The organism is Pseudomonas sp. HMSC08G10 (genome assembly GCF_001808425.1).
Lineage (GTDB): Bacteria > Pseudomonadota > Gammaproteobacteria > Pseudomonadales > Pseudomonadaceae > Aquipseudomonas > Aquipseudomonas guariconensis.
Genome location: NZ_KV793297.1, coordinates 51,270 through 65,435 on the forward strand (window position 1 = coordinate 51,270; position 14,166 = coordinate 65,435).

The following is a 14,166-nucleotide window of genomic DNA, read 5'->3' on the forward strand; positions in this document are numbered from 1 at the left end:
CGCGACGCGGCCCTGAACCTTCAGAATACCTGGCACAGCAGCCAGTACAGGCATCCGGCCAGCAACATTGCTGCCGGCAAGGTCAACACCCAGGCCATCAACAGATTGAACAGCGTCCGGCGCTGGACGCCTGAGCCGTTCGCCACCATGGTCCCCGCGACACCGGATGACAGCACGTGGGTGGTCGACACCGGCAGACCGAACAGGTCCGCCGCACCAATGGTGCACATGGCCACCACTTCTGCCGAGGCGCCCTGGGCATAGCTCAGGTGGGTCTTGCCGATCTTTTCCCCCACCGTGACCACGATGCGTCGCCAGCCCACCATCGTGCCCAGGCCCAATGCAATGGCGACCACCACCTTGACCCACAGCGGGATATAGCGGGTGGCATCGTCCAGTTGCTGTTTGAACACCATTATCTGGCGGTGGGTATCGGCGTCGAAGCGTGCCAACTGTTGCTTGTCGATGAGGCGGATGGTTTCGCTCGCCAGGTACATGTCGTTGCGTATGTTGGCCATGGCTTCGGCCGGCACCCGGTTGAGCGAGCCATAGCCTCTGACCTGTTCGCCGATCATCCCGCTGAGTGCGGCCAAGGCGGGGACCAGCTGCTGGCTCGCCTTGGGCTCGGCAATGAAGGCGACCAGCGCCTGACGGGGGTCGCCCGGTGCTGCTTGAGGCGCACTGCGCACCAGCGCTTGACGGGTGCTTTGGGCGATGACAGAGAACTGCTGTGCCTGCTCGGTGGGCATGGTCTTGTTCAGCGCGTAGGCCATTGGCAGGGTGCCCACCAGAATCAGCATGATCAGCCCCATGCCTTTCTGGCCATCATTGGACCCATGGGCGAACGACACGCCGGTGCAGGTCAGGATCAACACGCTGCGGATCCACCATGGTGGAGGTGTCTGCCCTTGCGGTGCCTGGTACAGCTCGCGACGCTTGGTCAGCAGGCGCATTGCCAGCAACAGCAAGGCGGCGCAGGCGAAGCCGATCAGCGGCGAAAACAGCAGGGCATAGCCCACCTTGCCGGCTTGGGCCCAGTCCACCCCGCTGGTACCTGCGCGGCCATGCATCAGGGCGTTGGCCACGCCGACGCCGATGATGGAGCCGATCAAGGTGTGTGAGGACGAGGCTGGCAGACCCAGCCACCAGGTGCCCAGGTTCCAGATGATTGCCGCCAGCAGCAAGGCGAACACCATGGCAAAGCCGGCCGTTGAGCCGACCTGAAGAATCAACTCCACCGGCAGCAGCGCAATGATGGCGAAGGCCACGGCACCGCTGGACAGCAGCACGCCAAGGAAATTGCACAGGCCAGACCATACCACCGCTACCGACGCCGGCAACGAATGGGTGTAGATCACCGTGGCGACCGCATTGGCCGTGTCATGAAAGCCATTGACGAACTCGAAGCCCAGGGCGATCAGCAGCGCCAGGCCCAGCAGCAGGAAGGGAGTGAAGGTAGTAACGACGGTGCCGCTGGCGCTGACATCCTGTTTCAGGCTCCAGGCGGTGTAAGCCACAGCGGCCAGCAGCAGGCCGATGAACAGCGTGAGGGTGCCGCGGCCGGGTCTGTGCGACAACGGCGGGCGGGCGTCGCAGTGGGCCAGGTCGGTCTGGTTGGCCAGTGACGAGGTTGCCATGGAGGGCTCCGGGTGGCGTCGGGCAAAGATGCCAGGCGGGCAAAGCATAGAAGGCAATTCAGAGTCTGCACGTGACCTTGGTCAATGAAGGCCCTAGGCTGATGGGAAAGCCTGGCGTAGGAGAACGTCGTGATCCGTTGCAAACGTGTCTACGATCTAATGGAGGCCGAGGACGGTCAGCGGGTGCTGGTCGACCGCCTGTGGCCACGCAACAAACGCAAGGACGACCTTCACGGCCGATGGTTGCGAGAGGTCGCACCCTCCGATGAGTTGCGTAAGGCGTTTCATCATGGCGAGGTTGATTTCGCCGGTTTCACCCAGCGCTACCAGCAGGAGCTCGCGGCCCATCCCGAGCATTGGTACCCCCTGCTGGATCTAGCGGCCAATGGCACCTTGACCTTGCTCTATGCCGGCAAGGACACCAAGCACAATAACGCCTTGGTGCTGGCCGGGTGGCTGGAGGATGAACTGGAGCGCCGTGGACCGGGTAGTTCACCGGTGTGCTATGCCCCGTAGATTGACTGGAAGAGCGCTCCAAATGCCCTTCGAACTGACCCCCGCCACCGACGCCTACCGCACCTTCGCCCGCGATCTGACCCGGCGCGCCATGCTGCCTTACTACCGGGAGTTCGACCTGCTGTGGATCGAGGAGGCCTTCGATGAAGCCTGGGGTTGGCGCGAACAGTGGCTGGTGACGCAGGAGGGGCACGTGCTGGGTTTTTGCAGTCTCAGCCAGGATCGTCAGGCCCTGTTCATCCGCGAGTTGCACCTGCTCCCGGAGCACAGGGGGCGTGGTGTCGGCGCTTGGGTATTGGAGACCTTAGCCCAGTGGGCAGGGCAACGGGGGCTGCCCTTGCTCAGATTGATGGTGTTCAAGAGCAATCCTGCGCGTCAGCTCTATCGGCGACATGGTTTCGTCGAGATGGGCGAGGACGACTGTTTCGTGCGTATGCAACGCAGGGTCGCGCCGAAAAGCTGACTGTCGAGACGGATCGTGACCAATGGCGCAATGATGGCTTGCCAGGATTGGATCCCACTTGGCATAGTGCCATCCGGGGTGATGGCCACTCGCTTGAAGGTCACCATTTCCGTGGGATTCATGGACAGCAAGGGAAGGGAGTCGAATGAGTGGAATTGGTCCGCGGCTGCGGGAAGAGCGTGAGCGCCTTGGCCTCACCCAGCGGGTGTTCGGCGACATTGGCGGTGTCGAGCCCAATGCCCAGGGCAAGTATGAAAGTGGTGAGCGCACGCCGCGGGTCGATTATCTGGCCGCACTGGCCAAGCGCGGCGTTGACGCGCTCTATGTGCTCAGTGGTGCGCATACCCCAGCCCCACTGGACAGCCTGACCGTCGATGAAGACCGCGTGCTGGCGCTTTTCCGCCGACTGCCTGAGGCCGATCAGGTCGCCTTGCGCCACCTGTTGCAGCGTCTGGCTGGAGAGGCGGGCGAGCGCGATGGTGGCCAGGTACGCACATCGGGCCGGTCTGTGATTTTCGATGATGCATTGACCTAGTGACCGCTGCGCGCAAGGAGGCGAAATAGCCAACCAGGTCACTAGGTCAGCAGTGAAAAATTTTGTTAAGGTGGCGGGATCCAATCGCCCCATTGACGAGGTGTCTGTTTGATTAGGGTCTTGGTGGTCGATGATCACGATCTGGTGCGTACCGGCATCACGCGCATGTTGGCCGATATCGATGGCCTGCAGGTGGTGGGGGAGGCGGATTCCGGCGAGTCGGCACTGAAGCTGGCCCGGGAGCTTAAGCCGGACGTCGTCCTGATGGATGTGAAAATGCCAGGCATCGGCGGCCTGGAGGCGACCCGCAAGTTGTTGCGCAGCCATCCGGACATCAAAGTGGTCGCGGTCACCGTGTGTGAGGACGACCCGTTCCCCACGCGCCTGATGCAGGCCGGGGCGGCCGGTTACCTGACCAAGGGGGCAGGGCTGGACGAAATGGTCCAGGCTATCCGCCTGGCCTTTGCCGGCCAGCGCTACATCAGCCCGCAGATCGCCCAGCAGCTGGCGCTCAAGTCATTCCAGCCCCAGGGCTCGCCGTTCGATGCCTTGTCGGAGCGGGAGATCCAGATCGCGTTGATGATCGTGGGCTGCCAGAAAGTGCAGATCATCTCCGACAAGTTGTGCCTGTCGCCCAAGACCGTCAATACTTACCGTTATCGGATCTTCGAAAAACTCTCGGTCACCAGCGACGTCGAACTGACCTTGCTGGCCGTTCGCCACGGTATGGTTGACGCAAGTCTGTAAGGCCCCATGTCTCAAATCTTCGATGCCAGCGCATTCCTGGCGACCTGCAGCGGTCGCCCAGGCGTCTACCGAATGTTCGACGCCGAGGCGCGGCTGCTCTACGTGGGCAAAGCCAAGAACCTCAAGAAACGCCTGGCCAGTTATTTTCGCAAGACGGGTCTTGCGCCCAAGACGGCAGCCCTGGTGGGGCGCATCGCACAGGTCGAGACCACCATCACCGCCAACGAGACCGAGGCGTTGCTGCTGGAGCAGACGCTGATCAAAGAATGGCGTCCGCCCTATAACATCCTGCTGCGCGACGACAAATCCTACCCCTATGTCTTTCTTTCCGACGGTGAATTCCCACGGCTGGGCATTCATCGTGGCGCCAAGAAGGCCAAGGGGCGTTACTTCGGTCCGTACCCTAGCGCTGGCGCCATTCGCGAGAGCCTGAGCCTGCTGCAAAAAGCCTTCTCGGTGCGCCAGTGTGAGGACAGCTATTACGCCAACCGCACCCGGCCATGCCTGCAATACCAGATCAAGCGCTGCAAAGGCCCGTGCGTCGGCCTGGTGACGCCAGAGGAGTACGCTGAGGATGTGCGCCATTCGATGATGTTCCTCGAAGGCCGCAGCCAGCAATTGGGCAATGAACTCAATGCCGAGATGGAAAAGGCCGCCATGGCCCTGAACTTCGAGAAGGCGGCAGAGTTGCGCGACCAGATCGCCTTGCTGCGCCGAGTGCAGGACCAACAGTACATGGAAGGTGGCTCGGGGGATGTCGACGTCGTGGCTGCCTTCGTCAACCCGGGTGGCGCCTGCGTGCACCTGATCAGCGTGCGGGGCGGGCGGGTACTGGGCAGCAAGAACTTCTTTCCCCAGGTGGGCATCGAGGAGGAGGTGGCCGAGGTCATGGCCGCGTTCTTGTCCCAGTACTACCTGGGCAATGCCGAGCGCGAACTGCCGGGCGAATTGATCGTCAACGTGACCCACGAAGACTTTGCCGCCATCAGCGAGGCGGTGCAGACCCTGCGTGGCCGGGAACTGGCCATCAGCCATAGAGTGCGTGGCACGCGGGCACGCTGGCAGCAGTTGGCGGTCACCAATGCCGAACAGGCCCTCAATGCCCGCCTGGCCAACCGCCAGCATATGGCCGCGCGTTTCGAGGCCCTGGCCCAGGTGCTGGGCCTCGATGAAGTGCCCCAGCGCCTGGAATGCTACGACATCAGCCATTCCAGCGGTGAAGCCACCGTGGCCAGTTGCGTGGTGTTCGGCCCGGAAGGGCCGCTCAAGTCCGACTATCGACGTTTCAACATCGAAGGCGTGACCGCCGGCGACGACTACGCCGCCATGCACCAGGCCCTGACGCGCCGCTTCGGTCGCATCAAGGACGGCGAGGGCAAGCTGCCCGACGTGCTCCTGGTGGACGGCGGCAAGGGACAGTTGAACATGGCCCGCGAGGTCATGCAGGAACTTGCCCTGACCGACCTGACCTTGCTCGGCGTGGCCAAGGGTGTGACCCGCAAGGCTGGTTTCGAAACCTTGTACCTCAACGACGTGGCCCACGAGTTCACCCTCAAGGGGGATTCACCGGCCTTGCACCTGATCCAACAGATCCGCGACGAAGCCCACCGTTTTGCCATCACCGGCCACCGTGCCCGGCGCGGCAAGGCCCGGCGCACCTCGAGCCTGGAGGACGTGGCCGGGGTCGGGCCCAAGCGCCGTCGTGACCTGCTGAAACATTTCGGCGGCCTGCAGGAGCTCAACCGCGCCAGCATCGATGAAATCGCCAAGGCCCCAGGTATCAGTAAAAAGCTTGCCGAGTCGATTTATGCCAGCCTGCATAGCGAGTAGAATGCCACCCTCAACCCGCAGCCAGTCGTACCGATGAATATTCCAAACCTGCTCACCGTTCTACGCGTCCTGCTCATCCCGATCTTCATCCTGCTGTTCTATGTGCCCTATCACTGGAGCTACATTGCCGCCAGCACGGTGTTCGCCATTGCCGCCGCCACTGACTGGCTGGACGGCTACCTGGCCCGTCGCCTGCAGCAGAGCACGCCATTCGGTGCCTTCCTGGACCCGGTGGCGGACAAGCTGATGGTTGCGGTCGCCTTGGTGTTGCTGGTGCAGGTGCATGCCAATTTCTGGCTGACGTTGCCGGCTGCGGTGATCATCGGTCGCGAGATCGTGGTTTCGGCGCTGCGTGAATGGATGGCGGAACTGGGGGCGAGGGCGCATGTGGCCGTGTCCAACCTCGGCAAGTGGAAAACCGCCGCGCAGATGCTGGCGCTGGTCATTCTGCTGGCCAATCCACCGGTGTTGACCTTCTGGGTGGTGCTCGGCTACGCCTTGCTGCTGGTCGCCGCTGGCCTGACGCTGCTGTCGATGGTCCACTACCTGGTCGCTGCCTGGCCACACCTGCGCGAAGGCTCGGAGCAGAAGTAAAAGTTTTTTTGAATCAAAGGGTTGACGTTGTTTTGCAGATCGCTACAATGGCACCCATCACGACGCGGGAATAGCTCAGTTGGTAGAGCACGACCTTGCCAAGGTCGGGGTCGCGAGTTCGAGTCTCGTTTCCCGCTCCAAATTCAGCGTTCATGGGGTGTCAACCGATATCCCGGAACGCTTCCAGAAAAGGCCAAAGATTTTATCTTTGGCCTTTTTTGTTTTCCCGTTTCCAATACGCCACGCCATTCAGAGAGCTCAAGCATCGTTACTTGAACGCCTGCGATCTCAAGGACGTGACCGCGATTCGCGACTGTTTCGCTCAAGGCCCGGTGCTGATCGACTACGGCCCGCTGGGCGTGTTCAACGACCGCGAACCGTTCCTGGCGCTATACCGCGAACTGGCCTGTGTGCCCCGGGTGATCATCTGCACCACGCCGCCAACCCGCAGATCGACTACCAAGACCCAGACAATGCCCAGGCGCGCTGGGCCTTGCACTACCAGAACCGCGACGCTGAAACCGGCGTAACCCGCCAGCTCGGTGGCTTCTACCAGGACTGCTACCGGCGAGAGGCGGGTCAGTGGCGCATCGTCGAAACGGTATTTCGCGGGCACTTCGAAGTGGTGCGGCCAAAGCCCGGACCGATCAGTCCCTGGCCTTGAACACGCCGGCTTCGCGGCCCATCTGGTTCGAAGCCGGAGGCAGGGAGGTCACTTTGATCGCCCGCGCCGGCACGGCGAACTTGGCCCCGATGCTTGCGAACTGCTCGAGCAGCTGGAAGTTGATCGCCTGCTGGATGTCCATGTACAGGTTGTAGCCGGGGTCGAGCACGATGTAGACGCATTCGAACTCCAACGACTCCTTGCCGAAACCGCGCAGGTGCGCGCGGTCGAAGCGTACCTGCTGCTGGGACTTGATCACCTGGGCGACGATGCCCGGCGCCTTTTTCACCGCCTCGGTGGGCGTGTCGTAGGACAGGCCGAATTCAAAGACGATGCGCCGTTCCTGCAGGCGTTTGTAGTTCTGGATGGTGCTGCTGATCATGCCGGCGTTGGCCATGACGATCTGCTCGCCGCCCAGGCTGCGGATGCGCGTGGTCTTCAGACCAATGTGCTCGACCGTGCCGGCCAGTGGGCCGATGACGATGAAATCGCCCACCTCGAATGGCTTGTCCACGGCGATGGAGAGGGAAGCGAACAGGTCGCCGAGGATGTTCTGCACTGCCAGCGCCACGGCGATCCCGCCCACGCCGAGGCTGGCGACGAAGGCGGTGATGTTCACCCCCAGGTTCGACAGCATCGACAGCAACACCATCGACCACAGTAGCACCCGCGCGCCCCAGGCCGACAGGGTGGCCAGGGCGCTGCCTTGGTAGAAGCCCTCGGCGCTGTGCCGCGCGAAATAGCGGGCAAGGCCCAGGGCGATGGCGCGGTTGGCCCACAGGCCGATCTGCAGGGCGGCGACCACGAACCACAGGCTGCCGACCCGGTCCAGCCAGCGCTCGGGCAGGTCCAGCACGCCCAGGCCCACCAGCAGCGCGGCGAGCAGCAACAGCACGTTGCTGGTGCCATCGAGGACTTTGGCCAGGACTTGAGCGAAATGCCCATCGTGGGAGGACCAATGCTGGACCCGGCGCTTGACGAAGCTGATCGCCCAGCGAGCGATCAGGAAGGTGAGGATGCTGACCGCCAGGGCCAGCATCAGGTTGAGTACAGAGATGCCAAAGAGCGTCGTGGTCGTCAGCGATTCGAGGAATCGTTCGTTCATCGTCGGTTGCCCTCCAAGGCAGTGTTGAACACGTGCTCGTTAGAAGGGCATTGGCATCGGGGGTTGGACCGCATGTGTGCGGCCCTCGACGAACGGTGCGCGCGTGACTGCCGCGCTTCAGGCCTGGCGCTTGGGCGCAAAGCGCAGGATGGCGCAGGCGACGAGCGCCGACACCAGCGAGCCGAGCAGGATGCCGATCTTGGCCTCGTCGATCCGCTCGGGCTGCCCTGGGAAAGCCAGCTCGCCGATGAACAGGCTCATGGTAAAGCCGATGCCGCACAGCATCGCCACCCCGTAGATCTGCAGCCAGCTGGCGCCGCGCGGCTTGGCCGCAAGGCCGGTCCTGACCGCCAGCCAGACGCCTGCGAACACGCCCAGCTGTTTGCCCAGCAGCAGGCCCAAGGCAATGGCCAGTGGCAGCGGGGCGAGCACATCGCTCACGCTCAAGTGGCTGAAGGAAACCCCCGCATTGGCAAAGCCAAAGGCCGGCACGATCAAGAACCCGACCCAAGGCGCCAGGGCGTGCTCAAGCTTGAGCAGCGGGCTGGCTTTGCCGACCCCGGCGCTGTAGGGAATCAGCAGCGCGCCGACCACGCCAGCGATGGTGGCGTGCACACCCGACAGCAAGGTGACGTACCACAGCGCCGCGACACCCAGCAGGTACGGCCACAGCGACACCACGCGCAGACGGTTGAACGCCAGCAGCACGAGGATGATCCCGCCTGCTGCAGCCAGGGCCAGCAGATTGATCGACGAGGTGTAGAACAGCGCGATGATCGCCACGGCGCCCATGTCATCGATGATCGCCACCGAGACCAGCATCACCTTCAGCGACAGCGGTGCGTGCCGACCCAGCAGCGCCAGGGCGCCGACGGCGAAGGCGATATCCGTGGCCGCGGGGATGGCCCAGCCGCTGGCAAGGCCCGGCTCGCTGCGCGAGATCGCCAGGAAGATCAGCGCCGGGACGGCCATGCCCATCAAGGCCGGCAACGCTGGCAGGCGGCGTTGCTCCCAGGTGGCCAGACGGCCATCGACCAGCTCTCGCTTGATTTCCAGCCCCACCAGCAGGAAGAACACCGCCATCAACCCGTCGTTGATCCACAGGTGAACGGTCATCGGGCCGAGCTTGTCGCTGAGCGTGGGCCCCACGGGCAAGTGCAACAGGTGTTGGTAAGTGCTGGCCCAAGGGCTGTTGGCCAGGACGATGGCCAGGGCAGCGGTGATCATCAGCAGCACGCCGCCAGTGGCCTCGCTGGTCAGCAGGCGGTGCAGCAGCGACGGCCGCGCAAGGGTGGGTACAGGTGCATTCATACGGGAGTCCTCGTTCATGACGTCACCTTCGCGAGGGCAGCGGCGCGTCGGAATGCGGACACAGCAAAACGATGGCCCCGGACGTTCCGGGCCACTGCAGCAAAGGATGGGAAGAAGGGAAGGGGATGGCGCTCGGAAAGCCCGGCAGAGACATGGCGGAGCGGGAGACGCCAAAAAGGTGTGCAGGCTGCATGCAACATGAAAATAGCTCTCGGAAAACAAATGAATGTTCTCCGTATTCGGGAAGGCTCCCGGGCGCACGCAGCACACGCCAGGCGACAATTCTACGAGGATGATTCGCTATTTTCTGTAGGAATTTACTTCGAAATGTTGCCGCGGTTGTGTTGTGTTTTGCTCAAACCCGGACCGCGTGCTGCGTCAATGTGCAGGTCACGTCGCTGTCATGCCCCCTTGGTAAGGTCCAGGCGCCCATGCGTCCAAACAACAAGAAGGTGACCCTAAGGTGTTTTCCGGCACGCCCCGCAAACAGATCATCCTCCGCTCCCGAGGCCTGCGCAGCGACGCTTTCGGTGCGTTGTTCTCGCGGATGTTCGACAACCTCTATGCCGACTCGCTGGCGCTGTCGGACGACATCGTCATCAGTGGCGTCTATGGGCGGCACGAGGGCGTCAGCTTTCGCCGCATGCACTACCGGGGCGATTGCTCCATCACCTTTGGCGCCCCGCAGGATGAGATCACCTTCGTGCTGCCCAGCGCCGGGCGGGTCGTCTTCGAGCACGGCGTCGAGACGACCGGCAGGCCCGGAATGGGCCTGGCCATCGACAAGCGGACAATCCGGGCCCTGCATTTTGCCGACGACCATGCCCAGTGCGGCATGTCGATCCGCCGGGGGCTGATCACCGAGCGGCTGGCGAGCCTGTTGGGGCGTCCGGTGTTGCAGCCGATCCGCTTCGAGCCTGTGGTTGACCTGGGCCTGGCGGCGTACCCGGGCATTCGAGCGTTGCTCGAGCTGGCCACAGGGAACGAGTTCGACCCGTTGATCCACGCGGGCGTGCTGATGCCGGTGCGGTTGCAGGAAATGCTGGTCGACGCGGTGCTCGAAGCCTGGCCGCACAACCACAGCGAAGCGCTGCGCCGGCCCTCGCCGCAAATCGCGCCGCGGCACGTGAAGCTGGCCATGGACTACATCCGCGCCAACCCCCACAGCCTGACCAGCGGGGCCGAGCTGGCAGCGCTGGCCAACGTTAGCCTGCGGGCTCTGCAGCAGGGCTTCAAGCGGTTCGTGGGGGCATCGATCGTCGATTATCAACGCCAGGTACGCCTGGAGCGGGCCTATGAAGCCCTGGCACGTGGGGAGTCCGGCTCGGTGTCGGAGGTGGCGTTGCGTCATGGGTTCAGCAACGCCGGACGGTTTTCGCACTACTTCCAACAGGCCTATGGCGTGAGCCCCGCTAAGGTGCTGCGGGGAGTGTAAGCCCCCGCTCTGCAGGGCAGTGGAGGTCAGAACGCGTAGCTGGCCTTCAGGCTCCCGCTCACCCCATGGCTGTCACCGCCCCCCATGGCCGCCACTTCACCGCCCACGCTGAACGCACCCAGGTTGGCCATGAGGTTGACCCCGCCGGTGAACTGGTCGCGATTGTCGAACGCGGCGCGTTGTTCGATATCCAGCCCCAGCAGATGACCTTCGCTGTCCACCTGATGATCCCCAAGCACATGCTCGTAACCCACCGAGAAGCCCGGCACCAGCTGCCAGCCGCTGTCCAGGTGCACCGCCGCCAGGTTGCCCTGAAGGTTGGCCACGGCGCTGCGTCGGGTCTGCCCGATGCCATCGACGTCCAGGGCCAGCTCGCTGCCTTTTTCAGTGAACCCCGACAGGTCCACATGACTGACCCTCACGCCCAGGCTCGGTTCCAGCACCAGCGCGCCGCTGTTCAGGCGATAGCCCAAGGCAACGCTCGCCCCCGCCAGGCTGCCGTGACTGTCGCCCTTGGCCCGGCCCAGGCCGCCGCCCAGGTCGCGCTTGCTTTGATAGTCGAACCAGCCGGCGCTGGCCTTGGCATCGATGAACAGCCCTCGCTCCAGGCTGCCGGGAGCGAAGCGGGCACCTGCACTGAGGAAGGTCAGGTCGGTGTCTGCCTCACCGCCAGCGCCGCCGACGTTGCCGTTGCTGTAGCCGAAGCCGGCATAGGCACTGAGCTGCTCGGAAACGCGCTGGGTCACGCCGATCATCAGGCCCTGGCTGTGCTCGTTGCTGCTTTGTGCATGGGACGAGCCGTCGGTACCCACATAGCCGGCCAGCGCCGTGCTCCACAGGCGCGACTGACCAGGCTTGAGGTCCGCGCCATGGGTGAAGGGCGCCGCTGCCTGGTCGATCATCGCGCCCTGGCGCAGCAGGTAGCTGGCCGCATCCGCATGCACCTGGCCCCCGACAGTGGATTCCACGCCCCCCAAAGTGCCGGCATCGATGGCCGATTGCAGGTAGTAGTTGTAGGCGCTGTAAGTGCCAGAGAGCGGGCTGTCCTGCAGGTCCTGCAACAGACGTGCGCCGGCGGCAGCGTTGCCTTGCAGGCTGGCCTGGCCGGGCAGGCTGTTATAGCGGACCATCTTGCCGCGCAGCACGTAGATCGTTTCCTGGGACAGGCCCAGGCCCTGTTTGAGGTAGTTGTCCATGGTGCCGTAGCGCGCCTTGACCTCATCGAGCCCTGCCTGCAGGTAGCTGGCGTCCACGCCGATCATCGGCCCGTAGATGGCCGCCAGGTTCGGCGGTAGCGCTGCCAGCGTCGCCGCGATGCGGTCGGCGGTGTAGTCGTTGGTGGCCAGGTAGTTGGCCATGAGGGTGGCGTCGTCCACCCCGGCGATGCTTTGCAGTACCACGGCGGTCCAGCCGGTGCGGTCCTTGCCGGCGGTGCAATGGAACAATGTCGCGCCTTCGGCGCCGGCCAGTTCGTTGAACAGCACGGTGTACTGGCTGCGCATGCCCGCGTCATAGACGAATGCGCGGTTGGTCTCCTTCATCATGGCAATCGCCTCGTCGGCGTTGTGGAAGGTGATGTTGGTGATGTCCACCCCCGAGGTGGTCGCACCGATGATGTCGATGTTCTGGTAGCGCACGCCGGGCGGCAGGCGGTCAGGCGTGGCGGCGATCTCGTTGGGGGTGCGCAGGTCGAACACCTTGCCGATGTTCAGTCTGGTGAGGGTGGCCATGTCCGCACTGGTCGGTGTCACGGCGTTGGTGCGGTAGAACACGCCGGCGCGCAGGGTCCCATTGTGGGCGGTGCTGTACGCGGTGGTGGTGCCGGCAATGTCGCGGAAGTTGTCCATGCCCACCAGGCGCGGAGTGTTGAGCGGTTCGGCAGCGTGAGCGGCGCCAATGGCGAGGGTGAGCAGGGACAGGGAACACAGGACGCGTGAATACACGGATCTAGCCTCGTTGTTGTGTAGGGGCTAGCCACTATTAGCGCGTTCGTTGGGCCGCGATATTGCCCAGGCCCCTGGCAACGACGATGAGTGCGCGATCGGTCTGCGCGGTGCGCGATCTGTCTATCCACCTCCTGTTCTTGCAGGGTTTTCGAGGCCCATTCGCGTGTAAATCGACACCCACCTGGTCCCCGGTGAATCTTGTGCGAGCGGGTTAACCGAACTGCCGTGAACGGCACGGCCGGTGCCTTGCGCGGGCGAGGCTGCCAGGCAGCCTCAGGGTGGGTTTACACGCAGGCGTAGACCACCAGTTCCACCAGCATTTCCTCCCGCGCCAAACCGGCCACCACCACGGCTGCACGGTTGGGGTAGGGCGCCTGGAAATAATCGGTGTACAGGCTGTTGACCGTGGCCAGGTAACTGCGGTCGGTGACGTAGATCAGCACTTGGGTCACGGCGTCCAGCGAGCTGCCGGCCGCCTCCAGGGTGTGCCGCAGATTATCCAGGGTCTGGCGGGTCTGGGCCTCGATGCCGCCAGAGACGACCTGGCCGTGGGCGTCGATGGGAATCTGTGCGGTGTACAGAGTGCCATTGCCGACGACCGCCCATTCCAATGGGGCCTTGGAGGCGAACAGGTTGGTCTTGATCGCATGTTTCATGAAGGAAATTCCTGAGTGTCCGGTAAGGGTCAGTCGGCATCGCTGCCGCCGCCCGCGCCATGACGGCGGGAGGCTTCGGTGCTTTCGACGAGGATGTGATCGGCCATCTGCTTGAGTCTGCGCCAGGTGTGTTCGCTGACCGTGAACCCTTGGTTGAGCAGGCTGTGGGTCGCGGCGACCGGAGCGATGGCCCGGGCAGGCCGACTGAACAACACCGTGATGCTCTGCTCGATCGCATCCCCGGCGCCGGGCGGGGCGTCGCTGTGCAGTTGAGGATGGTTGGCGTCTGCGGCGAAGCTGGCCACATGGCGCTGGCGGGCATCGTCCCAGCGGGCCTGCACCTGCAGCCCCAGCTCGGCTGCCCGGCTCAGGTAGCCCAGCAACAGCAGACGGTTGTGGCAGTGGTGAATACGCAGCACCGCCTGACCGCTGCGCAGGGCCTTGCCCAGCGCCAATTCCACCACGGTCGCGGCGCAACGCAGCACGCTCTGTCCCTTGGCGTCGATCACCAGCAGGGCGCTGTCTTCGTAGCACAGGGTGAACGGCTGCTCGGCTTCGCTTTGCAGGTAGTCCAGGGCTTTTTCCAGCGTGCCGATGCCGTCCAGCCCCTGCAGGTGCAACCAGCCGACCAGGTCGGCGGCGTCCTCGCAGTCGCCAGCGGCAAAGCCCATGCCTTCGAAGGCCTTGCGGCACATCACCTGGATTTCGTTGAGCGATACGCGCATGG

The 14,166-nt window shown here is 63.8% G+C and carries 14 protein-coding genes and 1 tRNA gene; 9 read left to right on the forward strand and 6 right to left on the reverse strand.

The genetic code is table 11. From position 1 onward, the window contains the following. Window positions 1-20 precede the first annotated feature (20 nt). Window positions 21-1,637 (reverse strand): inorganic phosphate transporter, encoded by a 1,617-nt coding sequence (locus HMPREF3173_RS05615; RefSeq protein ID WP_070571849.1) that lies wholly within the window; start codon window positions 1,635-1,637, stop codon window positions 21-23. A 129-nt stretch (window positions 1,638-1,766) separates the two neighbouring features. On the opposite strand from HMPREF3173_RS05615, the gene HMPREF3173_RS05620 reads away from it, so the two are divergent. From HMPREF3173_RS05620 to HMPREF3173_RS23810, 8 genes are all read left to right on the forward strand, one after another. Continuing rightward, window positions 1,767-2,153 carry a DUF488 domain-containing protein gene (locus HMPREF3173_RS05620; RefSeq protein WP_070571850.1) on the forward strand — a complete coding sequence of 129 codons (387 nt, stop codon included), beginning with the start codon at window positions 1,767-1,769 and terminating at the stop codon, window positions 2,151-2,153. 22 nt (window positions 2,154-2,175) lie between these two features. Then, the gene (locus tag HMPREF3173_RS05625; protein WP_070571851.1) at window positions 2,176-2,616 is read left to right on the forward strand and encodes a GNAT family N-acetyltransferase; all 441 of its coding nucleotides are present in this window, start codon (window positions 2,176-2,178) and stop codon (window positions 2,614-2,616) included. A 145-nt stretch (window positions 2,617-2,761) separates the two neighbouring features. Then, a complete protein-coding gene (locus HMPREF3173_RS05630) occupies window positions 2,762-3,151 on the forward strand; it encodes a helix-turn-helix domain-containing protein (protein WP_043209197.1) in 390 nt (129 codons plus the stop codon). A gap of 108 nt (window positions 3,152-3,259) precedes the next feature. After that, window positions 3,260-3,898, forward strand: a complete 639-nt coding sequence (uvrY, locus tag HMPREF3173_RS05635; protein ID WP_043209199.1) for a response regulator transcription factor GacA — start codon at window positions 3,260-3,262, stop codon at window positions 3,896-3,898. A 6-nt stretch (window positions 3,899-3,904) separates the two neighbouring features. Continuing rightward, entirely contained in the window at window positions 3,905-5,728 is a 1,824-nt protein-coding gene (gene uvrC / locus HMPREF3173_RS05640) for an excinuclease ABC subunit UvrC (RefSeq protein WP_070571852.1), read from the forward strand. Between the two features lie 33 nt (window positions 5,729-5,761). Then, on the forward strand, window positions 5,762-6,322 hold the full coding sequence (gene pgsA, locus HMPREF3173_RS05645) for a CDP-diacylglycerol--glycerol-3-phosphate 3-phosphatidyltransferase (RefSeq protein WP_043209203.1): 561 nt from the start codon (window positions 5,762-5,764) through the stop codon (window positions 6,320-6,322). Window positions 6,323-6,386: 64 nt separating this feature from the next. Then, window positions 6,387-6,462: transfer RNA gene (locus HMPREF3173_RS05650), tRNA-Gly, on the forward strand. Window positions 6,463-6,479: 17 nt separating this feature from the next. Further along, window positions 6,480-6,986 (forward strand): nuclear transport factor 2 family protein, encoded by a 507-nt coding sequence (locus HMPREF3173_RS23810; RefSeq protein ID WP_371906662.1) that lies wholly within the window; start codon window positions 6,480-6,482, stop codon window positions 6,984-6,986. On the opposite strand, the gene HMPREF3173_RS05660 is transcribed toward HMPREF3173_RS23810, so the two are convergent. Both HMPREF3173_RS05660 and nhaA read right to left on the reverse strand, forming a co-directional pair. Continuing rightward, window positions 6,970-8,091 carry a mechanosensitive ion channel family protein gene (locus tag HMPREF3173_RS05660; RefSeq protein WP_070571854.1) on the reverse strand — a complete coding sequence of 374 codons (1,122 nt, stop codon included), beginning with the start codon at window positions 8,089-8,091 and terminating at the stop codon, window positions 6,970-6,972. The genes HMPREF3173_RS23810 and HMPREF3173_RS05660 overlap by 17 nt on opposite strands. A 117-nt stretch (window positions 8,092-8,208) precedes the next feature. Then, window positions 8,209-9,402 carry a Na+/H+ antiporter NhaA gene (gene nhaA, locus HMPREF3173_RS05665; RefSeq protein ID WP_070571855.1) on the reverse strand — a complete coding sequence of 398 codons (1,194 nt, stop codon included), beginning with the start codon at window positions 9,400-9,402 and terminating at the stop codon, window positions 8,209-8,211. Between the two features lie 463 nt (window positions 9,403-9,865). On the opposite strand from nhaA, the gene HMPREF3173_RS05670 reads away from it, so the two are divergent. Then, window positions 9,866-10,837: a helix-turn-helix transcriptional regulator gene (locus HMPREF3173_RS05670; protein WP_070571856.1), complete on the forward strand. Its 972-nt coding sequence runs from the start codon at window positions 9,866-9,868 to the stop codon at window positions 10,835-10,837. Window positions 10,838-10,863: 26 nt separating this feature from the next. Here HMPREF3173_RS05670 and HMPREF3173_RS05675 read toward each other — a convergent pair whose 3' ends face one another. The 3 genes from HMPREF3173_RS05675 to HMPREF3173_RS05685 all read right to left on the reverse strand — a co-directional run bounded on the left by HMPREF3173_RS05675 (window position 10,864) and on the right by HMPREF3173_RS05685 (window position 14,164). Then, the gene (locus HMPREF3173_RS05675) at window positions 10,864-12,780 is read right to left on the reverse strand and encodes a tyrosine-protein phosphatase (protein WP_070571857.1); all 1,917 of its coding nucleotides are present in this window, start codon (window positions 12,778-12,780) and stop codon (window positions 10,864-10,866) included. Between the two features lie 287 nt (window positions 12,781-13,067). Beyond that, on the reverse strand, window positions 13,068-13,439 hold the full coding sequence (locus HMPREF3173_RS05680) for a RidA family protein (protein ID WP_070571858.1): 372 nt from the start codon (window positions 13,437-13,439) through the stop codon (window positions 13,068-13,070). A 29-nt stretch (window positions 13,440-13,468) separates the two neighbouring features. Then, a complete protein-coding gene (locus HMPREF3173_RS05685) occupies window positions 13,469-14,164 on the reverse strand; it encodes a DUF3726 domain-containing protein (RefSeq protein ID WP_070571859.1) in 696 nt (231 codons plus the stop codon). Window positions 14,165-14,166: the final 2 nt, after the last annotated feature.

Excerpts from the sequence above, each read along its gene's own strand:
- HMPREF3173_RS05615 (WP_070571849.1), bottom strand. The coding sequence starts at position 1,637 with ATGGCAACCTCGTCACTGGCCAACCAGACCGACCTGGCCCACTGCGAC.
- HMPREF3173_RS05625 (WP_070571851.1), top strand. The coding sequence starts at position 2,176 with ATGCCCTTCGAACTGACCCCCGCCACCGACGCCTACCGCACCTTCGCC.
- HMPREF3173_RS05630 (WP_043209197.1), top strand. The coding sequence starts at position 2,762 with ATGAGTGGAATTGGTCCGCGGCTGCGGGAAGAGCGTGAGCGCCTTGGC.
- uvrC (WP_070571852.1), top strand. The coding sequence starts at position 3,905 with ATGTCTCAAATCTTCGATGCCAGCGCATTCCTGGCGACCTGCAGCGGT.
- pgsA (WP_043209203.1), top strand. The coding sequence starts at position 5,762 with ATGAATATTCCAAACCTGCTCACCGTTCTACGCGTCCTGCTCATCCCG.
- HMPREF3173_RS05660 (WP_070571854.1), bottom strand. The coding sequence starts at position 8,091 with ATGAACGAACGATTCCTCGAATCGCTGACGACCACGACGCTCTTTGGC.
- nhaA (WP_070571855.1), bottom strand. The coding sequence starts at position 9,402 with ATGAATGCACCTGTACCCACCCTTGCGCGGCCGTCGCTGCTGCACCGC.
- HMPREF3173_RS05680 (WP_070571858.1), bottom strand. The coding sequence starts at position 13,439 with ATGAAACATGCGATCAAGACCAACCTGTTCGCCTCCAAGGCCCCATTG.
- HMPREF3173_RS05685 (WP_070571859.1), bottom strand. The coding sequence starts at position 14,164 with ATGCGCGTATCGCTCAACGAAATCCAGGTGATGTGCCGCAAGGCCTTC.